This is a genomic window from Lentilactobacillus sp. TOM.63, from assembly GCF_030361045.1.
Taxonomy (GTDB): Bacteria; Bacillota; Bacilli; order Lactobacillales; family Lactobacillaceae; genus Lentilactobacillus; species Lentilactobacillus dabitei.
Genome location: NZ_JAUCAP010000014.1, coordinates 16,818 through 38,793 on the forward strand (window position 1 = coordinate 16,818; position 21,976 = coordinate 38,793).

Below are 21,976 nucleotides of genomic sequence, written 5' to 3' on the forward strand. Positions count from 1 at the left end.
TATCACTTCTTCTTTTTAGCCGTCTTTTTCTTAACGGCTGTCTTCTTCTTTTTGGCTGTCTTCTTCTTAACGGTGACCGTTTTGGTGTAGGCAACTTTAACAGGCTTTGGTTTGCCGTTATGCTTCTGCTGACCATTACCTTCATCAAATAGCAATGTCAAATAACTATCAGAGTTACTACTATCAAAATTATTACCTAATTGAATAAACGCCCGTGGATAACGGCCCATCGAATAATCTTCAATGCCCATTCTTCCACAAACATTACCGTTATTGTCCAACAAATAAGCTTCGATTTTTCCCATCGCCCGCTCATTTTTCATTCGTTTAACATGATGTAAGCGTACCGAAACTTTCCAATAGGGAGTAATTTTCGGTAGACCATTATGCATAACCGCTGGTCCGTAAAAATTCTTGTGTTTCCCACGAGATCCCCATTCGTAATGATCATCTTTATCTTTAGCCACCATAATTGAAGTACCAGTGGCTGCCGATTTTCCATCTAACTCACCCTTATAAATTGGAAAAGCTTGTGTATCCTCGCCACATTGAATCCACGTTGCTAATGAGTTACATGGGTCGTCAACCTGTTGGGTTTGGGATTGTCCCATGACTGTAATGTTACCATCACTATCCGTAGCCGTATCACCATCATCAACGTTATATCCAACCGCTACATAATCATCATTTGTTTCATAACCCACATAATAAAGATCGGTTTTCGGAATAATATGAATAATTGGATCAACTTCCGTATTTCCTTCAGGAATAATTTGTTGATCATTATCTGTAATTTTTATTTCTTTTTGTGGTAGAAATCCACGTGGATCCGCCAACATGAAGACTAACGTAGTTTGAAAGTCCTGGACACCTTCATTAATAAACGTCGGTGTTGGAATGCTCGTAAAGTGTCCATAATAAGTTACATCTGGATCGTCATTAAACCTCAGCGGATATTCAGTATCCGCATCACTACTGGTATTAACTAAAACATTAGTCAACGTTTTAATGCGTTCGTTATATTCATCACGAGTGGTACAGAAACAAGTAATTGGAATGTCAAATTCCTTTTCACCGTAGTCTGTTCCTAAGTAAACACCACCATAACGTTTAGGAACATCTTGAAACGACTCAGTAATGCTAGGTGCTAACGGTTTCGATACATGATTCAAAAAGATTCCTAAATCATCTTGTGAATTAAAACCACCATTTCCATCTTCATCAAACGCAAAATCAAATGTGTTTACATCATAATTATCGTTATTAGCCAAAGGTTACACCTCTTCCCCAATTATTCTTAGCCGTTGTTCGTTTGTTATGCTTATTGACTGCCTGAACAACTTGCTTGTCAGTCACTACTGCCGGAATCGGATTGTTTTGGCCATCGACCAATTGACTCATAAGTTTAATCATTGTATCAAACTTTGCTTCAAGTCTTTTGACAGCCTGACCATTTGAATTACTTGATTGGTCGGTATGCTGATCTGTTTGCTTAAAATGAGCCATAGTATCGGCTAATAATTCATAGGCTCGTCCCCGTTTATTAATATCCCACGGAATGATGGTCTCCGGTTTATTACGTTCGGCTACTTTAATTAACTGTTCTTGATCAACTAAGCCACCATTCGCATAGCCCTTAATAGCTTTATAAATAGCGCGTGCATTGGATTCACGTTTAGGACCAGTAGAATCTTCATGGCCTCCAGATTCCCAACCTGCAAAGAATTTATTTGCGGCTTCGCTTGGAGTACCATTAGACCTTAATACTGATCTAAATGATGCAGAAGCCCCTGGTTCACGTAAAGCATATTCAAGTTGTCCAGCAGCTGAATTCCATTTATACCCGTGCTTCCTTAACCAATTACGCAATCTAGTTTCACGAATAAATGTCCATTGGCCTAAGCCTGTCCCATGATCTTTACTATCAATAGCTGATGGGCTTAATCCGGATTCTTGTTCCCAGTTACCTAAGATGCCTGCAATTCCGGCATCAGTAGCTGCTGGATATGCTTTTTTAAGAGCTTTTGCCAAAGTTCTAGCTCTAGCTGCCCAGTCTCCACTCAATCCAAAACTACTTAGATTTCCAAACAATTTATTCCAAAGAGGTTTTAAGTTTTTGGATACCCAACTCCAAACTCCAGAATTTTTTAATTGAGATTTTACTAGTGCTTGTAATCCAGAACTTTGTTTATGAGCTTTAGTTGACTTTTTAACTTTGTCAATCAACCCAGGTACTCTTCGAATCCCAACAAAATCACCGAAACCCTTAATGGTAGAATATTTAATTCCATCTTTTCTGTTTTCGGCACTAAACATATGTCCAGAGCCATTATTATCAACAACAATGCCAACGTGTTGGCTTCCGCCACGGCCGAAGAAAGCTAAATCACCAGTTTTGGCATTCTTCCACGATACGGGCTTTGAGTATTTATACTCTGGGACTGTGGTAGATCCACCTGGAACCGTAATCCCCATGTGCTTCAAAGTCTCATAAACCAAGCCAGAACAATCATAATAATTCGGACCTAAACGGAGATTAGAACCTTCAGAATATCGGTGATGGGCACGAGTTGCCAGCTTCTTAGCTTCGTTTAAAAACGCTGAATCAGTCTGTCCGCCGCCTCCCGAAACCATACCATGTAACATGTTCCAGGCAGTATCCCACCAAACTGATCCCTGCTGCTTGTCCCGTTTACCAAACATATTGGCAAAGTTCTCTCCAACCGTTCCCTTTATATCGCCAAAGTCAGGTTGAAAAACTTGTTTGAAAGTTGTATCTGAATGCTTAGCAATATGTGATAGTGCCGACAATTTCTGTTTTAAAGAACCCCAGATGCCTTTAAAAAATTTACCGATACCGCCAAATAAACCGGTACCTGACGCAAAGTGCTGCATGCCATTTAAAGCCATTAACATCTTAGACTCTGTAGCATTTAAAACGCCGGAACCAGCTTCTAGGAACCGGTGAGTATCTTTACCTTCAACTGGTTCTAATTGCCCATCTGCGTGGACAATGATTTCTTTATTATGTGTTTCTGGTGAGTCATGGCCATCGTTAAGCTTAGCCAAAACCGGTTGGGTTAATAAACCATTTTTCAATAATCCGGTACCTGTTGCCCAGGCTACCGTTGGAATCTGATCTAGGGTTTGTGAACCACCGTATTGTTTAAAGACCTTATTCTGGGCTGAAATGGCATTCTTATTCATCCCATTAACTAATTTTCCAATCCAATTACCAACTGACTTCCAAATGCCATGCCAGGAAAGACTGTAATTATATTTAGTTTTGGAATTGTTTTTCTTAATATTCTCATACTGAGAAACAGCCTGAGCCGTTACTTTACGATTTTGATTATGTGCGTAATCGTACACTTTGTCAGATTGCTGTTTAGCCTTAGTGATTGAATCGTTCTTTTGCTTAGCGGCGTGATTAATTACACCAATTCTCTGTTTACGAGCTTCTTCAATAATCTTTTGGCGTTGAGCTTTGGCAGCTGAACTATTTCCCTTATACTCTTCGTCTGCTGCTTTAACTGTATTTTTATATTTCTTCCAAGCCGCTTTATAAACACTATGATATTCATCGTTAGCTTTTTTGCTGACAGACTTTTGTTCTTCATCAGCGTTTGCCACCAATTTAATCATTTTTTCTTTAGAATACTTTTTACCCTTTTCAGTAAGAGTTTTGTAATCTTTTGCAATCTTGTTAGTAGACAATTTAATCTGACCAGCTAAGGTTGTGTGCAGTTCGGCTTCTTTAGCAGTCACTTGAGTAGCAAATTTAAGATGTTGTTTCTCAAGTGCTTCTTTCTTTTCCTTCTGCATTTTTTCAACTTGAACGGACCCTTTACCATATTTATTCTCAGCTTTTAGAATCTTTTTATTCCACGATTCGGTTAATCGTTGACGTGATTGTGCATAATATTTGGCAATTGCCTGCTGATCCTTTTGACTCATCAGAGTTAATCGGTTGGCTTTAGATCCTTCATCTTTAATAATTTGCAGGCGTTTTTCGTACTCTTTTTTAGTAATATCCCCGTTTTTATAAAGTAATTGTAAGTTCTTCTTGTCCTGAGTTTCACGGTTTTTATAATAGCTTGTCGCTTCACCAGAAAGTTTCTTGAAAGAAGAATTAGTAGATAATTTAGGTGTATGGATTCTTTGTGCTGAAAGTCCTTTTTGAATAGCTTTACCAAACTTACGACCAACACCTTCGCCAACCAAGCCACCCAATCCAGCGCCAACAGCTGTGCCAATTCCAGGTAAAATAGCTGTTCCAATTGCCGCACCTGCTGCTGTACCACCTAATGAACCGGTAGCAGCGCCAATGTGTGAACCGGCAGTCTTCTTTTTCATGCCAATTAAATCAGTTGCCGAATTTAAGATATCTAAGACACCGACAGAACCAGCCGCAACCTTGCCAAATTTACTAACGCCTTTAAACTTTTCAGCTAATTTAGCGAATCGGCCTATCTTTCCGGTATCTTCGGTGACTTTACTTGTATCATCTATATCGTGGATGGCCGTTTTACCATCTTTTTCGGCACCTTCGGTAACCTTACCTTCGCCACCAGCGTTATCAGCAACATTATCAATTGCACTGGTACCATTTCCGGCATCCACATTAGCTTCTTTAGCCTTAGTGTTACGTTCAATAGCTAGGGTCTGATCATCATATGCTGATGTCAATCGGTTCACCTTTAGCTTTTGACCGCCAAATACAGAGGTAATATCACTAAATATTTTGAAATATTTATAAACTTTACCAACTGCCCAAATTGCAGCTAATGCTTCACCGAAATGTTTGACACCTTCATAATGCTTAACAGCAAAAATACCAATATTGGCAATTCCTCCTGCCACATGTGCAGTTAAAGTAGCCGTTTTACCAATATCTTTCTGAAAGCCTTTTTCACCAAAAAGCTTGGTCATTTGATTAGCCGCTTTTGTCATATACGGCAATAACTTAGACCCAAACATAATTGATAATTGATCCCAGGCTTGCTTAAATCGTTTCTGAGACATTTGGGCAGTTTGAGCATTTTTGTTAGCTAATCTTTGAACGTAAGTCCCAGCTTTGCTTGCTTTAGAAACATTGTTGGTTAAATCAACCAATTGGCCATTATATTTAGCTAAGATTTGAGCTGCTTGCATGCCGGTTGGACCAAAAATATTTTTAAAGATGCGTGCTGTATCAGCTCCACCAAGTTTTTTAGTATGTTCCTCAATAATTTTAAAAATTGCAGGCAACGTTTTGAAATTACCATTGGCAGTTTGGAATATTTTAGTTGATTTAATTCCAATTTCATTTAAAGCGCCCATAGCTGAATTTGTTGGAGATGCTAAACTAGTAATAATTTTTCGCAGACCTGTCCCAGCTTTATCAGCTTCCAAGCCATGGTTACTCAATTCACCTAAAGCAGCGGAAGTTTGCTCAATACTAAAGCCCGCATTATGAGCTGAATCGCCTACATATTCCATGCCTTTGCCTAAACTGTGGAAGTCAGTAGCAGTCATGTCAGCAGAATAAGCTAATGCATTAACTACACGTTTAGTGTTGTGCATCATTTTTGCCGTATTATTGGTTTTCATGCCAAATGCTTCGATCGCTTGGCTTGATACTTTAACCACATCTTTAAAGTCATCACTAGAAGCCACACTGGCTTGCAGTTCGGTTTTCATAACCGCTAATGATTCAGCACCTGTATGACCACGCTTGATTAAATCCTGGTATTGATCAGCAATCTCTTTTTGACTAACTCCATATTTAAGAGCGTACTTAGCCCCGTCTTTTTGCATTTCTGTCACGGTTTTAATAGCAATTTTAGCCTTGTCGCCACCCGTAACCAGTAAGTTTTGGTTTACTTTATAAACATTTTGAAGTTCAGTTGCTTTTTTAGCGCCAGAAAAAGCTGCTGCTCCCAATGTCCCCATCGCTACGCTGGCACCTAGTAAACTACCTTTAATTGATCCAAATGAATTTTTAAATTTATTCTTAGCAATGTTAGCTTTATCGCCCAATCGCACCATTGCATCGCTCATGTGGCCAACTTGTAAGTCGTACTTAACAACATCTGAACGGACATTGGCTAGTGAAGTGGCTGTTTTGTTAACTCGCACTTGTTGGGTGTTAAAGGCTTCGTTAGCAATATCCAAGCTCCCTTTTAATTGATTAAGTTTTTCCTTTTCTTGGACATATTCGTCCGCATTCTTGTGGGTATCGTTGGTAAGGTGGTGAACAATGTCTCGTTGTTTTTCATAGGCCAACTGGGCTTGTTTATAAGCCTGTGAGTTTTTACTGAGTTCACTATTTTGTAATCTGTACTGATCAGATAAGCTATTCAATCCTTCCTTAAGGCCTTTAAGCTTTACTTGACCAGCCTGGTTAATCTTTCCTTGAGCCTTTAGCGCATCCACATAAGAATTAGTTACCTGATTAAGGTTATGATAGTTGCGCTGTAATCCAGATAGTCCTGAATTAAGGTATTCAAATTGCTTTTCCGCCTTAGACTGTTGATCATTTAATCCAGCAATCTTCTCTTGCGCTTTAGCAATCTGATTAGCATATTTAGCATATTTTTCTGATCCTTGGTTGGTTGTTTGATCAAGGCCTGACTGTCGACGTTTCAGCTCATCAATTTTTAAGTTATAACCTTTAATTTCTTCTGATATTCCTTGATACCTAGTTTTTAAAGCATCTAGTTTATCTCCAGAAGACTTTAAAGCCACCTCCTGAGAACGCCATGCATTGGTATTAGCTTTAATGTAATTGGTTAAAGTCTTTAATGACCGTGCTGGTTGTACTGCATCCAAGCGAATTGAAGTACTCATTACATCATTAATAGTAGCCATTAGTCAGTCCCCTTTCGTTTATTTAATAACTCGACAACCGGATCTGTTACTTGTTTCTTCTTATCTTTAGCATTTAAGACTGCCATAAATTCAAAGTAATCTTGTCGGTTTAACTCATCTGGTAAGATTCCTTGCTTCATCATTTGTTGTTTAAAAAAAAGCATATCTTGTTGGGATATGCTTAGGTCATTAATTAATTTGGCTAATCTTAATTGCTTTCTTTTGGGTCTGCTGATTCCTCAGTTTGTTGTTTAGTAACAGTCTCCCAATCTTCATCGCTCATACCTTGAAACCGGAATAATACATAGGCCATGAAATTTTGAAAATCCGTAAAATCCAAAGTGGATTTAATCTTTTCAACTTCTTTGTCGGATAGCTTAAAAATATCAATCATAAATTGCACTAATCCTTGAACCATTTTCTTTTGCGTTTCTAAAACTACTAGTGGATCATCATTAGTAAAGTCAATTGAATCCGATTTTAGCAATTGAATTTGTAAATTTTGTGCTTTCTCAACGACTCCTACAGTAGTCTTAACCTCAGCTGACTTTTTACGTAAACCTAATCGAGTAATATTAATTTTCATGATCAAAACTCCTTTATTTTATTTAGTTATGTATACGGGGAACAATCCCCGCCTTAATTTATTTTCCTGGCATTTTAACGCCGGTAGTAGCTGAATAACCACCAAAGACTTCGGCCAACATTTTAGCTTTATCAAATCCAGTATCTTGAGACATCCAAATCTTGTACGGTTCTCCGTTGAAGATTTTATTGTCAGCTGGTGTTAATGCTTGGTAAGTTAACGCCGTATTGGCATCAGTTTCAGCATTATTATCCGTTGCATGAGAACTACCAGTTTCAATTAGTTGACCATTAGCAAAGCCTTCGTACATATCAATATTCGTGTATGAACGAAAATGTAACAACATTGCTACATGGGGCTTTGGCAATCGACGTGTCCAACCACCATTAGCCGAATCATGAATATATCCTTTGAGTTTTTGCAACTCGTCAAAATCAATATCCAAGAATTCCAATGCGACCTCTGGTTGTGCCTGACCATTTGAAACTCGTTTTGCTTCATCATTAGCATAGGCGATAGTACCCGCGGCTTCCAAGCCAGAAACTGTGGCCGTCGTAGCGCCTTTAGCATCGCCATCAACTAAATAGATACCATTAGTTCCTACTCCTGCATCGCTAGTCAGTAATTTACCATTAGCATCAACCAAACCAAAGGTGACATCTTTAATACCATGTGTTGACATTTAAAGTCCTTCTTTCTTTACTATAATTGTTTTAGTAACTGAAAAAGTTGCCGTAACTTGATCGGTGTTTGGATCTACAGTGTGAGGCTCATGTGAGCTAACCAGCCAATCCTGATTTTCCAAATTATTCATTAGGGCAACTTCTTCATTAAAAATATTTTCTTGTGTATCTTTTTTCCAAAATATTTGAACTTGAATATTAACTTGCATATTACTAAATTGATCGTTCCGATATCCGCCCAACGGTTCAGTAATGGAAGTAATCAAGACAATGGTCTGCTTTCCAGAAGTATCAGCTCCGGGAGGAATGTTCATGGAATAAAGCTGGTCAATCCAACCATAGTGTAAAGATTGAATTAACTGATAAACAGTCATAACTGGTAATTCCATTAGTGACCCAGCTCCTTCCACTTAATATATTCAGATTTTAATATATCAGAACGAGTTTCCTCACGGGTCTTTTCCACAAAGTGATCACCGACAATGTAAACAGTGCCATCATTTAGCCAGCGAGCAATCACTGCTTTTTCTTGGCCCAGCCAACTGTCGCTGTCCCATCCACATCACCATCAATATTTTTCGAACTAACTAATACACTATCAGCCAAGTGAGGATCATTTCCGGTAGCAATTCGATTACTGTAATGTAGCCGTTTAGTTTCGTCAGCTAATTTCTTTTGTAAAACATCGGCACCGGCTTTAGTGATTATAGTTCTTTCCGCCCGGTTGGGTACCAATCGTTTTATTTTCGCTAAATAATCGTCTAATTGTTCGGCCATACTAACCATGTTTTTTACCAACCCTCTCATTAATCTGTAGAGTCAAAATGTCATAAGTCACAATTTTATTGCTATCATCTAAACTCAAATTAACGATTTGATATAGTTGGTCTTGATATTGAACTAGCAGACCTTTGTCAATTAACGGATTGTGTCGAATAACAATTTGAATAGTATCTTCAAAATCTGTTCCCAAAAGCGAAACGTTCTGTGTGTTAGTTCGCGTATAAGGCATGCACCATAACACGAACTGTGGTTTAAATTGCGTTCCTGATGCACCAGTATTAGGATTAATTGTTGGTAAAGCCGTTCCAAACTGGGCTTGCCGATTAAACTGCTCCGGACTAAATTTATTAAGTGCCATCCGGATCACTTCCCGAAATCATTCCTTGAAGATGATCTAGCATCATCAACAAACCAGCTGACATTCCCTTAGATAATCCTCGATCATAATATAACTGGGTTGCTAGAGTTTTTATTGCCAAGTCGTAAATTGGTGAGGTTTGATAATGGGTTTTGCTTGATGAATTAACTGAATGATTGACAATCTCAGTTGCCTCATTAATCAAATTGGTAACAGTCGTTAATTCAGTCGGACTTTGGTCAATATGCAACTCACCCATTAATTCTGTCGGATTAACCGTCACATGATCCCTCCTAACAGCCGCCCATCACTGTATTGTTTATTTCATTGGCGACTTATTTCAATTACTTGCCAGTTGAACTAGTCTTTGCAGCAGGAGTTAAATCTGCCAACCCAGTAAATGGTGCATAAATGACCGATTTGGTATCCCACAATTCGACATCGAAGCGGTCAATTGCCCGAATCTTAGTCAAGTCATTTTCGAAAGAACCGGCGCCAATGTTGGTGGCCAGCAAAGACATCTGCTGAAGGTCGAATAGACGAACAGCTTCCGTCAAAGCACCAATGTAAAGTGGGAAACTGCTTTCATCATTGGGCAGAAAGGCATCGGCAATAACTGTAATTGTCTTACCAGCCAACATTTTTTGTGATGGATTAAGCGGGTTAGGTTGAATGACGTATTGTCCGTTATTATCCTTGACTTTATCCAGAACAGCAAAGCCTGATTGGTTAGTAATAAAGGCAGATTCATTCCAAATTAATGGGTCCAGTTCCTTGTTGTAAATATCCTTGATTGCATCAAAACTATTAACTTTGGTCTTTTGTGCGCTTGGTAACTTAGCCAACGCTTTTAAAATTTCACTGTTTCGAGTAATAACATCTTTCTTAGCAATCCAGTTTTCCAAATATGCTAAGAGGTTGGCATCACTATCATTCATCAAAGTATTTGTAATGCTAGAAATACCAGCATAGCGATGAATTTTATAAGTTAATGGTTTGAAAGATGCTGGCTCATCATTATTACCAATTTGAGCTGTTTCATCGTCCAAATTAGCAAATGGAGTTACTGACTGACGTGGTTCAATAACTCGTGAACCAGATGGTGCGCTAACTCCTTCCACAGTTACTAAAGGCTCCAACGACGTAAAAGTTTGCTTTAAAGTATTGATGGTTGTTTGGACATCGTCTGGAATCGTCAAACCAACACCATTTCCGTGGGAATCAAGTCCACTAGACATCAAATTCAAAAACTTGGGATCGCCCTTTAAGGCTCCCTTGACAATATTAATAAACTTAGGCTTGTCTTTTGGCGTAACATCTTTTTGACCACCTGCAGCTGGTTTACCAGGCTTAGCCAGTTTAGCCGTTGCTAAAGCATCATCATATGCACCCTTAGCAAAATCACGAGCTTTCTTTGCTTTATCAATTGAATCAGCAATCTTATTGAGATCCTCATCCGAATATTTTTCAGGAGAATCATTCAACTCAACTGCCATTTGATTGCGCTTTTCTTGTAGATCAGTTACTTTTTGACCCGCTTCGATCCAAGCATCATGTAGCTTATTTAAATCCATAATTTAATTTCCTTCTTTCTTAAATAAAATAGCCAACTTATGTGATCGCAATTGGTCACTAGTTTGGCTATTAGTTTCCTTTGGCTTTTGTTTTACTTTTGCTAACAATGATTTAATTTTACTAATTGCCTGATTACTCAACATAACCGGCGAGAGCATATTAGTAACTTTGGCTGGTTGATCGTCAAACATAATTTCGTCTGCAAATCCTTGTTCAACGGCATCTTTTGCATTGATATAAGTTTCCTTGGCCATCATTTGCATGACTGTTTGCGGATCCAAACCCGTTCGTTGCACATAAACATTTGCAATTGATTGATCAGTCGAGTTCAACCCCTGCAAATCGCTGGATAAATTGTCTGCATTGCCTTGAGATACAGTGGAAGCCCGATGAATCATTAATTGAGCCGTTGGCGAAATTTTAATCGTATCACCAGCCATTGCAATGACACTGGCCGCACTCGCTGCTAATCCAACAATGTCAACTTCCACATTACCGGTATAATTCTTAAGTGCGGTATATATCTCAGAACCGGCAAACACATCGCCACCCGGTGAATTAATTTCGGCAACAATATTTTGACCGTTTGCATTGCTTAACGCGTCTTTAACTGTGGAAGGAGTAACTGTTGAACAGCCAAAAAATTCATATACTTCGGCATCATCGTCGCTAGAAACGATACCTTTAATTGGTACTGTTGTCATTATCATCACCTCCTTCCACTGCTGAAACTTTCAAATCAGGAAAAACTCCCGCTTGTTTCAGAATTGTTTGTGCTTGTTGTGGCGTTAATGCTGGTGACTGACCAGTACTTAATTTAGTAATATTACTAATTAATTGCTGATGATCAACATCAATAGCCGAATTAATATCCATTTTTATATCAATTCCCAATTTCAACGACAACTCCGATTCAATTGGTCGAATGTATAAGCTCAAACTATTTTGATACAAAGAACGAATCATCTCAATTGATGATTGTTCATCGCCTTGACCGTTTAAATAACTATCTGGAACACAAAAGGCTTTGGCAATCTGAGTCTGACTAAATGTTGCATTATTTAATAATTTGGCTATATCTGGATTAATTTGTAATGAATCAAGCTGAGCAGATTGATCCAAAACAATTGGTCGACCAGAATTAGCACCAGAATTTTGTTTTTCAAACGATTCTCTAATATTTTCCTTAGCCTGCGGTTCCAATTTGGCCGCCGGAACCGTAATCGTATAACTAGGCGCAATTGCATTCTTTAAACTGCTCAGTGACAATTGATTACTATAGTTCTGGATGTTAATTTCTTTAGCTAAACTGTTTAGCGGACTGCTACCCACTAGTTCAGTGGCAACTTGCCCAGAAACAAACAAGCGAAAATGTAAAATATCGGCAGCTAAATATGTCACCTGCCCTCGGTCATCACCGTAATTAACTGTGTAATAAAGAACATTTTGTTGATTATCTAAAGTAATGCTGACCTGGTAAAACGGGATTAAGGTCAACCCTGCTGGACTTCCATTGCCATTTCGCTGAATTAGAACAAAGGCGTTGCCAGTTAACATCATTTGAGCACTAACTGCTTGCCAAAAATTATAAGCACTCAATAATGTGCTGGGCTGATTTAGCATGTTGCTATATTGATCTGTTTTAAATTCACAGCTGGCCACATCACCTGCAATTCGATTAATCACCGCATAAATATCACTGTTTTGCAGTGCTCCGTCTGCATCCACAGTGTTAGTGGATAACAATGTACCATTTAACATAAATGGTGAATACCCGGTGGTACTAATTGTTTGTGTTTGTTTTGACATAAAATTTTTAAAGGGGTTCAGCATTCAACGCCTCCTTTCACGAAATGACATAGGCTAAAACGATTAAAGCAATCCCGGCCACTACCCAACCTACAATAAAATTAATAAGGCTTGCGGCAACCACAAATGCAATTAATCCAAATAAAAATAATATAAAAGACAGGTTAGTGATTAAACCTGTCCACCATTGTTTCAGATTCAACTAATCTGCCTCCCTAATAATTTATTCACTACATATATCACCCAACAAGTGTTGAAAATATCAAAAGCTAAAACGATCACTGGTAAAGAATTCGTTGACTTCCTCGTTGCTCATTCCATTAAATGGATTCTTTTTATCTTCTTTAAGACCATGATTGGGATTTTCAAAGTAAAAGAGAGCTTGAGACACGGCATCGATAGTAGCATCGGCACAATCAATTTTCGAAGTCAACGCCGTTCGATCAATTTTAATACCATATGGATTAGCCACTGTTACAGCGTTAGCCAAGCAGGTCTGCAAAATCGGATCAGCCAGCATCTCAATATTTCCCGCAATAAACTGATTTCTCAAAAATACTGTGGGTGAGCTCAAACTAACCGTCCCTTGCTTTAAAGTAATAAAAGGCACTTCTGGCATATTATTATCCAACCAATCAGTAATTGCGCTAGCTTGATAAGGATCATAAATAAACGCTTTGACTCTCAAATGATGATCGTTAACAAAATCCAGGAACCAGCGCCCAACAAAATCTTCATCAATTAAGCCATAAGAATTTTGCGAAATATCACAAAAGCCTAACTTTTCTGCGTTTGAGTAATTAATTCCATCTTGTTTTTCTTTCACAATAATGGAATTATCTGCTCGGGCTAACGGAACAAATGAATGCTGCAAGATGAAATATTTCTTTTGTTCGCCATTCAAATGTGGGAAAACAAAACTATAAGCTGTATCATCTGAAGCATGTGATAAATCAAAACCCACATAGCAATCTTGATTATCAATTTCGAAATCAGAAACAACTGACTTTTGTATATCCTCTAGTTTCAAATATTTATCTTTAGCCGTCTGCAACCACATATTGAGGTTACGGTTAATGAAATCATTTAATGTGCCGTCTTCCAGCTTAGAATCACGTTCACTAATTAACCCTTTCAGTAGGGTATCATGCTTAGCCGGTAAATCTAGTAATGGATTACTTTTCACCCATGTTTCTGGATCATCAACTTCATCTTGGTCATCCTGCTGCCAAATTAATGCCAACGTTGAATCTTCCGTTCGGTTAGAATCTTTTTCCATCACCTTAGTAAGTCGTCTAACATCACTATACATCGGGACTTTAGGGTTACTGTATGCCGTACTGATAAAAAATGTTTGCCGGTTACTGGTTTGAACTTGTCCAGAAGTGACCTTAGAAATCACATCTGAATTAAAGTTTTCATCCCCGTATTCATCCACAGTGGCAAAGAGGAAATGAAAGGCATCTAATTGTGCACTACCAGCTGTCATTCGTAATATCTGGTTTTGAGTCTTCGTAGATTTCAAAACATCATCATTAATCGCAATATTCTGATCCTTGATTAATTTACGAAATCCAGGCATTTCTTGTAAGCTGTTAAAAGTCTGTTTAATGTAACGCCAAGACTTCTTAGACTGCTTATCAACTGGTGCCAAGTAACACAAATCAGCGTTAAACTGGTCACTAGCCTCGACCAGGTAAGCATAAAGGATCAAGATATTCAATAAATATGACTTGCCATTAGTCCGAGCCACTGAAACCATACATCGCTCAAATCGCTTTTGCTTGTCTTCCTTTGTTCGCCATCCCTGAGAAAGGCACAAGATTGCTTGTTGCCAAATCATCAGTGGTATTGGCTTGTTTTGAGAAACATCAGGACACATGCGTGCGAAGTTACAGATATTTCGGCATTTATCCAAATCATAGTAATACGGAAAATTACCTTCCGTGGATCGCTTTAAATCATTCAAATGTCTAAACGCTGCTAGTTTAATTGTTTTGCAGGCTAACTGTTGACCAGTTAATACCCGGTAACAATAAACAGTGGCCGGATCACGGTATTTGCTTTTGATTTCATCAAAGTAGCCTTTCCCATCAAGCTGCTGAAATATTTTATCCAAGTTAGTATTTCTTTGAGTAAAATCAAATTCCTGTACCACTAAAACTCACTTCCCCCATTTAACATCTCTTTGATATTGGGTTCCTCATCGTTGTCATCTGAGAGTTGCAGTAATGAGGCTCGTGCAGATGGTGTTAAGCCTAATTCGTGTGCTAAGCTGTTTAATTTTGCCGTAGCAGAATCAATAATTTGTGATGCCGGATTACGTTTCCAGCCTGCGTTGTCTTCATATGTTTCTCCAGTTCGTTGATTGACCACAGTTTTAGAAACTTTGGTGACAACACCATCTGTTTTAATTGAGTCATAGCCTTTCCGCAATAATTGATAGTTAATACAAAACGCTTCAATTGTTCCCTTGTCGGCCTGTTTAACATATCCTGATGCTTGCAAAATTGGTACAAGTTTCGTCCACATTGCTCGCGCATAACTTGACAGATATTTTGGACAACTCTTTTGAATCAAATCCATTCCAGAAGTTTCCGTTATTAGTTTTTGAGTTCTAACTCGCTGATCCTTGCGAGCATGCTTGTCTGTAGTTAGTTTCATTTGTTTTGGCATTTTTTAGTTCACCTCCAAGCAATAAAAAAGAGCCCCCAATAGGGACTCTTTCAATCTGATTCATTTAGACTAATGAATCACAAAAAAAATCATTAAACACACTGTTCGAACGTATACACCCTACAATCGTGAAAAAACGTCTAATTATATTAACTTTTAGGAGGGAAATATACATAGTCATTATAGTAGGGTTATTCATATAAGCAATTTGTGAAATTGCGTGCACCCAGTTATAGTAAGCCCATAAAAAAGTTTTGAATTTACAACTTTTAACGTGCGCTACTCCTGGGCGTGCGCTCCCCTAGGCTTTCACCACCCCGGGGGTGTTTAAACATTCACCTAAATTGTATATTTTTTTGTAAGATTCAAACAGTAAGCTTTAAACAATTTTTTCTTTATATCTATATCACCCAAAGGAGGTTGAAAAAATTGTTTTTAATAAGTAAACCTCATCAGAAATATTTATTCCGATTACCTACATGATACCACCTGAAAAACACTTTGTCGTTTCACAAAGACATCTTTTTTTAATTTTGTTGATGAAGATCCCCACCATCCAAGAAACGGTACCCACCCCTGAAATTATTACCATCCAAGCTGGCAGGAGTTTCCTACATCAGGGATGTTTATTTCGTGCGTTCAGATAACACTTTAATCCACCAGCGTTTGTTGCAGTGTTTGAGTTGGTTTTGGTTAAGTGATTGTTCAATCTTGGTTTTGGTATTATGCGTAGTTGGTGACAAGCACCATAAGTTATCCATGTCTAACCATTTATCAACAGATAGTACACGTCTAGGCACAATGTGGTCAACAATAATCTTATCGTTTGAGACTGGCAAGCCAGTGACTGCATCTAAATAATAATCTCGTGCAGCAACAAATTGCCGAATCTTTTTCCATTCCTTTGAGTGATAAAACTTATTTGCTGTTTGATCACGATAGTACATATTGTACTCTCGGTTTCGTGCAGAACTGACTGCATGGTTGGGCTTCTGGTGCTGTGTAACGTGCTCACTGCAATACCTTTGCCCCATTGGTATCAATGCTTGACAGCCAACCTCATGACAGATATGTAGCTTCATATAAGCTCACCTGTCCTTCTTTCGGTACGAACTGTTTACTTAATTCCTGCTGTAAATCAATGATTGAATCAATTAATTTGTATTCATCCAGTTTCAATTCATGATCATTAATTAAGCCAAACGATTTCCAAACAACGCCTTGGTATTTCATTCCATATACTTTAGTTGCGTAATCAAATATATCATTGAACAAGTCGCTATTGCTGATAAATAAAGCGTGAACCTCGCTATTTAATGTTATCGGATCAATGTATTTATTAAGGCAATATTCAAAATCGCCTAATATCTTTAGTTTATCTAACGTATCCTGATGATCGAAACCACTTAACTGCTCCGTAAACATTTGGACATTTGATTTAACGTAAGCTATACGATCATACAATGCATGTTCAAACTTTTTATCAGTCATTGAAAAAATATCCATTGTAGCTATTTTTCCATATTTAAGCAGGCTTTTTACAAACAGTTTGGTTTTATCCGTCGGGAATAATGAAATAACCTTATTAACCAATGAATTCTCAACTGACACTGAACTTTTACAATTTATAGGCGCCAATTGTCCAAGTTCATCAGATTTATCAAAATTCTCTACCAATAATGTTTTATGACCATAATAATCTTCAACCACATCTTTAGCAGCGTAGGTAATTGCCCATTGCTTATTCTTAAAATCTGGATTGCTGTGATCGCTGAATGCCTTAATCAAGGTATTAGCATTGTTAGAATTCCAAAAATGAATTCGTCTTAATACTTGCTCAATTAATAGACTAAAAGCATCGTCTTTTGAACAATGAATTGAATAATGAATCCGGTTAATGCCGTTTTCAAAATTCCGGCTCTCAGTAATTGCTTTTACTAAGTTTTCATTTTCCATTTTTTCACCGCCTTTAAACTTGGTTTACCTACAGCTAGACATTGACGATAAGGAGAAACTAATTATTAACGGATTTCTTTGCGTTTATTTCGGAAATTGTCCATCCACAGATGGTTTGATGATGCTGAACAGATTCTTCAACCATCCAAGTTTTGATTGGCAAACCGGTTTCTGCTTTTAAAACTGCTTGAATGCTGCGAAACTCTTTCAGTTTGTGAACTTTCCCTCGCTTTGTTATCACATACGTCATATAAAATTCCTCTTCTAATCACATAATTTTACATATACCTATTGTGCACATTTAACAGCTAATTGGCAAGCTTTCATAAGTCTTGTGTAAAGTGTTAAATTGGCCGTCACTGGCACCGCGTAAATAATCCTCGTTGTTGCTTTAATACCATCTTGATCGGAACCGGCTAAATAGCTTCCGTCTTTAAACTGAAATACCTGATAGCTGATTTCAGCTACTTTAATTTTCATTTGTTTACCTCCCGAGATTCAAGAAGGCGTAGAATTCCAGTAATGGCACTCAAGCCATTCTTGGTAAACCGCATTTGAATAACCTTATCTTTCTTGCGAGGATACTTTTGATTCATAATAAAGGTAAAGGTACCATCTGAATTTGGCTGAATTCCAAAAGTGCTTTCAATAATCCCTTTTTCTGACATTGCTACATATTCAAACTGGCTCATTTGTCTACCTCCAATAGTTCCGGGTTCGTATGCACGTTACCAACAATTTCACAGTCCATATGTTCTTCACTAAGATCGTAAACTAACCTTAAATAATCATTAGATAGTTCAAATTTTCCTTCATCGAAAATAACTTGATAAGGTGGGTCGTCTGGGTCAAGCAACACTAAATCATTTTCATAAATATCATCACCATCTGAATCTTTTAAACCAGTAAACTGTTCAACAATGTAAGCGTCCGAATTCATTTCAGCAAAACTCAAAATGCTACTTGCACGTCTATGAAGCATCTCTTGCATTGGACCTTTGCTGCCGAATGGCATATGCCATGCTCTGAATTTAATTTGTCTGTTCATTATCGTCACTCCTCCACACTTTGGATACTTGAGTTATTTAATAAATCCTTCAGGAATTCAGCTTCATCCCGTGTAAATTGTTGTGTGATTTTCCCTCGACAAACGCGCGGGTTACGAACTCCACAGATGAAATAGCCACCACGATCATCTACTCGTCGAGATACATATTGTTGCCCATCACTACCAACCATGCCATTCATTTTCAAGCGATACATTGGTGCAGACAATTTCACTGTTTTATGATTTAAAATTGCATCTATAACACTAGATAAATCATCACGGTTAGAAATAGTTTCATCATCGACATATTTATCAATGAATTTGTAGAATTTAGCTATTCGCTTCCAATCAGAAATATTTTCTGCCATTGCATTTTGGTACATTTTAAACAGTTCCTTATCAGCAATTTTTACTGTCATTTTATTTACCTCCAATAATTTTTAACGCGTCATCTACTGATCGAGCTACCCCATATAACACTGGATATTGCTTAATAAATTTTGCAAACCGCTTCTGATCGTCACGTAATCGTCCCGTTTCGTTTTTACATTCAATGAAAAATATCTTACCGTCCGAATGTCTAAACCCGAATAAATCAGGATAGCCACGTGGTAAACCAGTATCAAACCAGCGGCCATTTTCCATTAAAACTTTACCAACATTAGCTCTAAACACAGTGCAACCATGTTTTGAAAGCTCAACGCGAATGTCATTTTGTATTTTATGTTCTGCTGTCATAATTCATCCGAATACATGTATACAGTAACTGTTTACACCGAAAACAGTTGCTCGTTCTTACTCTCCCAATGGTTGCGGGACTTTGCATGCACGAATACACCACTTTTTCAATACTCTATATATAGGCTATATACAGGGTATATATTATTATTATTATTATTATAAGTGTATGTAGTGTATTCTTAATGGTATTAAGGCCGTGTGTCCCAAGGGTTTTCGGATGCATACACCTATTAAAAATTTCTGTATACATACTGTATTTACTGTATTCGTTTTCGATACCCCCTTTGAGAAACATTCCCAAATCGTTTTTGAACAGCTTGCCAATCATGATGGTTATCCATGACATATTTAATTTTTCTTGCTAATTTTGGATTGTTAATTAAATTGTCTTCACCCATAAATTTAGCAATCTGTGAACTGGTAATAAAATTGTCTTGCCACTCTTGTAAGCATTGCTCAATAGCGCCTTCTTGTTCATCTACATACATAAACGCCGAACGATGTTGGTTTAATAATTCCTCCTCTGCTTCGTCTAACATGAAACTGAAGCCGTCCTGGTAATAAGCAGTAAATTCACCCCACAATTGATCGATATAATCTTGCTTCAAATCGGTTAATGGTGATTTCTTTTGTAACCGTTTATTAACTAAATTCGGTAGGAACCGCCGTTCACCAGTTTTATCTTTTAGATATGTCAGTTCATTTGTTGTTCGAGCCATTACAAAATTTTTGTAACGCCGTACAGTATGTCGTCCATATGGCTTGCGATACTCCAGAACTTCAGAACTGATAAACTTTTTCAGGATTTCAAAACTACTGTTGTTAGTCGCGGTCATTTCATCATCATTGATAATTAAAGCTCGTAACATATTTGAATAATTATCTTTGTTTTCAAAATCGGTAAACTGATCAGTGTACCAACCGTTAGAAACCTTCTTCAGTAAGGTGGTTTTTCCGGCACCCTGACCGCCAATTAAATCCAAAACATAATCAAATTTCATTTCAGGTTTATAGACTTTAGCAACCGCTCCAACAAAAAATAATCTAGTCTGCAATGCTGTTACTGCTGATTTTTCAACCCCTAGATAATCTGGTAAAAAATCATCAGAACGGATCTTGCCATCCCACTTTTGATAGCAATCTTCAAAGTAATCTAGCACCGGATTATACACATTTTTCCTGGCCACGTTGACTAATGCACCATTTAATAATTTGTCAGAGAACAGGACGTTGTATTTACTTTCGATGTAATTCAAGATTGCCGGTGGATAATCGTCATCAATCACGCCTTTTTCCAGCATCAATTTAGGAATATCCTGTAACAACTCAATTTCGTAGGTAAATTCATTAAAAGCAATTTTGCCTGCTAACAGTGGGTCACGCTGTAGAATCACACCAATATTGTGAATACTGTTTGCTCGGATGGCACCGTCTTTATTCAGTTTCAAACCTTGAATTGGCATTTCGGCAACTTTATTTTGTTTTTCTTGTAACTTTTTTAGCTTATCGATCTCTTCATTAATTGCCATTAATCGCTATCCTCCCTTCGCTTAATTTCTTTCTTAACCATTGAATCAAAAGTTCGGTTAAACTCATTGGTTGATAATGATTTTGGCGTGTTTTGATTAGCCATCATTGCCAACTGATATACAATTTCAGCATCCACATTGCGAAACAATAACCCACCGATGAAGGCTGCTAATGCATTATTACGACCGCCGGTTTCGCCTAGTCCCTGCATGATTTGTTCAAATAAATGCGTGGTTGTGGTTTTACCACCGCTGAACTTTAAATCTTCTGGGGTGTAATTAGTGATCTTTTCTTGATTGATCGCCTTCACTAATTCTGGACTTGCCGTCACAATTGGCCGTTTATTTAACCATTCGTATAGCTTGCCGTGGTTACTACTTGGTGCGACGACCACATAATTATTTGGATGGGCTTTAATATCAACACCAGGTAGCCAACCAATGTTTTGCTGAATCGTCATATCATCACGTTTTAAATACAACAATTGACGACCACCACCAGCTGTTTTTTGTTCTAACGTTTTGCGAAAGTATTCGGGATGTTCATACTGTTTGATTGAATCAAAACCATTCGCTTCATTTTCATGAACGTCAATATCGACCACAAAGAATTTAATGGTTCGAAGGGCAATGTTGGCATAGGGATATTTTTTCCAAACCTGTTTAACCTGCTCAACGGTTAAGGGAGGTTGATCAGCAAATTTTATCAGAGGGCGTTTCCCAGCCATTGGTAAGACACTAAAACCAAATTCAGCATACTTAATGGCATAATTTACTAAGTTCCTCATGTTCTAACCTCACTTTAAAGGGCATTTCACCCTGTTGGTGGATAACGTCACTGCGTCAAATAAATTTAGTCAAAAGGCAGATCATCGTCGTCAATGTCAATGGGATCGTTATTAGCTTCTTCTTTGGTTGCCGGAGAGAAGTCATAATTCTTGTATGGATATTGGGGCTTCTTTTTGTTTTCTCGCACATCTAGCTTCATATGAACCGGTGTCCCTTTAGAACCCAGGAAGGCGGCGGAAAGGGTGTCCATATCGTCCCAGTCATCATCATTTAGAGTAATTCCTAATGCGTTAGCAAGTTTGGCAACTAGTTTGATTCGAGTGGCAATGACGCTTTCTGGAATATCCTTACCGTTGGCTGACTTGGTATCGAAATTGAATCCATTGAAATCCTTTCGACCGGCTTGTTCACCATCAATGACGGTGACTGCAATACTTAATCCATCCCAACCGTTATCAGAATGGCGGTGTTCCATCCCATCAAATGAAACTAAGTAGTCACCAGATGGTAGTGAATTAAAAGTGTTTGGGTTATCCTTTTTGGCGTTAAAATCTTTTAGTGCATTGTTAGCCATATCTCGTAAACTCATAA

26 protein-coding genes are annotated in these 21,976 nt (G+C 37.9%); all 26 read right to left on the bottom strand.

What is annotated here, in order from left to right; all coding sequences use genetic code 11:
• Nucleotides 1-2: 2 nt before the first annotated feature.
• A complete protein-coding gene (locus tag QUF07_RS04220; protein ID WP_289426853.1) occupies nucleotides 3-1,271 on the bottom strand; it encodes a distal tail protein Dit in 1,269 nt (422 codons plus the stop codon).
• Nucleotides 1,264-6,852 (bottom strand): phage tail tape measure protein, encoded by a 5,589-nt coding sequence (locus QUF07_RS04225; protein ID WP_289426854.1) that lies wholly within the window; start codon nucleotides 6,850-6,852, stop codon nucleotides 1,264-1,266. Before QUF07_RS04225 ends, QUF07_RS04220 begins: the two co-directional genes overlap by 8 nt.
• Entirely contained in the window at nucleotides 6,852-7,016 is a 165-nt protein-coding gene (locus tag QUF07_RS04230) for a hypothetical protein (protein ID WP_003636432.1), read from the bottom strand. Before QUF07_RS04230 ends, QUF07_RS04225 begins: the two co-directional genes overlap by 1 nt.
• A gap of 44 nt (nucleotides 7,017-7,060) precedes the next feature.
• The gene (locus QUF07_RS04235; RefSeq protein ID WP_020282074.1) at nucleotides 7,061-7,438 is read right to left on the bottom strand and encodes a phage tail assembly chaperone; all 378 of its coding nucleotides are present in this window, start codon (nucleotides 7,436-7,438) and stop codon (nucleotides 7,061-7,063) included.
• A gap of 58 nt (nucleotides 7,439-7,496) precedes the next feature.
• Nucleotides 7,497-8,120, bottom strand: coding sequence for a phage tail protein (locus tag QUF07_RS04240; protein ID WP_289426855.1), 624 nt, complete (start codon nucleotides 8,118-8,120; stop codon nucleotides 7,497-7,499).
• The gene (locus tag QUF07_RS04245; RefSeq protein WP_289426856.1) at nucleotides 8,121-8,510 is read right to left on the bottom strand and encodes a DUF806 family protein; all 390 of its coding nucleotides are present in this window, start codon (nucleotides 8,508-8,510) and stop codon (nucleotides 8,121-8,123) included.
• A 127-nt stretch (nucleotides 8,511-8,637) separates the two neighbouring features.
• Nucleotides 8,638-8,907, bottom strand: coding sequence for a hypothetical protein (locus tag QUF07_RS04250; RefSeq protein WP_289426857.1), 270 nt, complete (start codon nucleotides 8,905-8,907; stop codon nucleotides 8,638-8,640).
• Nucleotides 8,900-9,262, bottom strand: coding sequence for a phage head closure protein (locus QUF07_RS04255; protein ID WP_003636420.1), 363 nt, complete (start codon nucleotides 9,260-9,262; stop codon nucleotides 8,900-8,902). The genes QUF07_RS04250 and QUF07_RS04255 overlap by 8 nt, the downstream gene beginning before the upstream one ends.
• Nucleotides 9,252-9,545 carry a head-tail connector protein gene (locus QUF07_RS04260; protein WP_502878969.1) on the bottom strand — a complete coding sequence of 98 codons (294 nt, stop codon included), beginning with the start codon at nucleotides 9,543-9,545 and terminating at the stop codon, nucleotides 9,252-9,254. Before QUF07_RS04260 ends, QUF07_RS04255 begins: the two co-directional genes overlap by 11 nt.
• A 61-nt stretch (nucleotides 9,546-9,606) precedes the next feature.
• On the bottom strand, nucleotides 9,607-10,836 hold the full coding sequence (locus QUF07_RS04265) for a phage major capsid protein (RefSeq protein WP_289426858.1): 1,230 nt from the start codon (nucleotides 10,834-10,836) through the stop codon (nucleotides 9,607-9,609).
• A gap of 3 nt (nucleotides 10,837-10,839) precedes the next feature.
• A complete protein-coding gene (locus QUF07_RS04270; RefSeq protein ID WP_289426859.1) occupies nucleotides 10,840-11,541 on the bottom strand; it encodes a head maturation protease, ClpP-related in 702 nt (233 codons plus the stop codon).
• The gene (locus tag QUF07_RS04275; protein WP_084998975.1) at nucleotides 11,522-12,670 is read right to left on the bottom strand and encodes a phage portal protein; all 1,149 of its coding nucleotides are present in this window, start codon (nucleotides 12,668-12,670) and stop codon (nucleotides 11,522-11,524) included. Before QUF07_RS04275 ends, QUF07_RS04270 begins: the two co-directional genes overlap by 20 nt.
• A 13-nt stretch (nucleotides 12,671-12,683) precedes the next feature.
• Nucleotides 12,684-12,848 carry a hypothetical protein gene (locus QUF07_RS04280; RefSeq protein ID WP_289426860.1) on the bottom strand — a complete coding sequence of 55 codons (165 nt, stop codon included), beginning with the start codon at nucleotides 12,846-12,848 and terminating at the stop codon, nucleotides 12,684-12,686.
• Nucleotides 12,849-12,908: 60 nt separating this feature from the next.
• The gene (locus tag QUF07_RS04285; protein WP_289426861.1) at nucleotides 12,909-14,804 is read right to left on the bottom strand and encodes a terminase TerL endonuclease subunit; all 1,896 of its coding nucleotides are present in this window, start codon (nucleotides 14,802-14,804) and stop codon (nucleotides 12,909-12,911) included.
• Nucleotides 14,804-15,322, bottom strand: a complete 519-nt coding sequence (locus QUF07_RS04290) for a phage terminase small subunit P27 family (protein WP_003636406.1) — start codon at nucleotides 15,320-15,322, stop codon at nucleotides 14,804-14,806. The genes QUF07_RS04285 and QUF07_RS04290 overlap by 1 nt, the downstream gene beginning before the upstream one ends.
• Nucleotides 15,323-15,948: 626 nt before the next feature.
• Nucleotides 15,949-16,404 carry an HNH endonuclease gene (locus QUF07_RS04295; RefSeq protein WP_289426862.1) on the bottom strand — a complete coding sequence of 152 codons (456 nt, stop codon included), beginning with the start codon at nucleotides 16,402-16,404 and terminating at the stop codon, nucleotides 15,949-15,951.
• Nucleotides 16,382-17,278: a hypothetical protein gene (locus QUF07_RS04300; RefSeq protein ID WP_289426863.1), complete on the bottom strand. Its 897-nt coding sequence runs from the start codon at nucleotides 17,276-17,278 to the stop codon at nucleotides 16,382-16,384. Before QUF07_RS04300 ends, QUF07_RS04295 begins: the two co-directional genes overlap by 23 nt.
• A gap of 58 nt (nucleotides 17,279-17,336) precedes the next feature.
• Nucleotides 17,337-17,528: a hypothetical protein gene (locus QUF07_RS04305; RefSeq protein WP_153108492.1), complete on the bottom strand. Its 192-nt coding sequence runs from the start codon at nucleotides 17,526-17,528 to the stop codon at nucleotides 17,337-17,339.
• A gap of 38 nt (nucleotides 17,529-17,566) precedes the next feature.
• Entirely contained in the window at nucleotides 17,567-17,758 is a 192-nt protein-coding gene (locus QUF07_RS04310) for a hypothetical protein (protein ID WP_289426864.1), read from the bottom strand.
• A complete protein-coding gene (locus QUF07_RS04315; RefSeq protein WP_289426865.1) occupies nucleotides 17,755-17,970 on the bottom strand; it encodes a hypothetical protein in 216 nt (71 codons plus the stop codon). Before QUF07_RS04315 ends, QUF07_RS04310 begins: the two co-directional genes overlap by 4 nt.
• Nucleotides 17,967-18,326 carry a YopX family protein gene (locus QUF07_RS04320; RefSeq protein ID WP_289426866.1) on the bottom strand — a complete coding sequence of 120 codons (360 nt, stop codon included), beginning with the start codon at nucleotides 18,324-18,326 and terminating at the stop codon, nucleotides 17,967-17,969. Before QUF07_RS04320 ends, QUF07_RS04315 begins: the two co-directional genes overlap by 4 nt.
• Before the next feature lie 5 nt (nucleotides 18,327-18,331).
• Nucleotides 18,332-18,745, bottom strand: coding sequence for a hypothetical protein (locus QUF07_RS04325; protein WP_289426867.1), 414 nt, complete (start codon nucleotides 18,743-18,745; stop codon nucleotides 18,332-18,334).
• Between the two features lies 1 nt (nucleotide 18,746).
• Entirely contained in the window at nucleotides 18,747-19,064 is a 318-nt protein-coding gene (locus QUF07_RS04330; protein WP_289426868.1) for a VRR-NUC domain-containing protein, read from the bottom strand.
• 260 nt (nucleotides 19,065-19,324) lie between these two features.
• Entirely contained in the window at nucleotides 19,325-20,596 is a 1,272-nt protein-coding gene (locus QUF07_RS04335) for a virulence-associated E family protein (protein ID WP_289426869.1), read from the bottom strand.
• The gene (locus tag QUF07_RS04340) at nucleotides 20,596-21,384 is read right to left on the bottom strand and encodes a bifunctional DNA primase/polymerase (protein ID WP_095344899.1); all 789 of its coding nucleotides are present in this window, start codon (nucleotides 21,382-21,384) and stop codon (nucleotides 20,596-20,598) included. Before QUF07_RS04340 ends, QUF07_RS04335 begins: the two co-directional genes overlap by 1 nt.
• Nucleotides 21,385-21,449: 65 nt before the next feature.
• Nucleotides 21,450-21,974 (bottom strand): DUF669 domain-containing protein, encoded by a 525-nt coding sequence (locus QUF07_RS04345; RefSeq protein ID WP_057911345.1) that lies wholly within the window; start codon nucleotides 21,972-21,974, stop codon nucleotides 21,450-21,452.
• Between the last annotated feature and the right edge of the window lie 2 nt (nucleotides 21,975-21,976).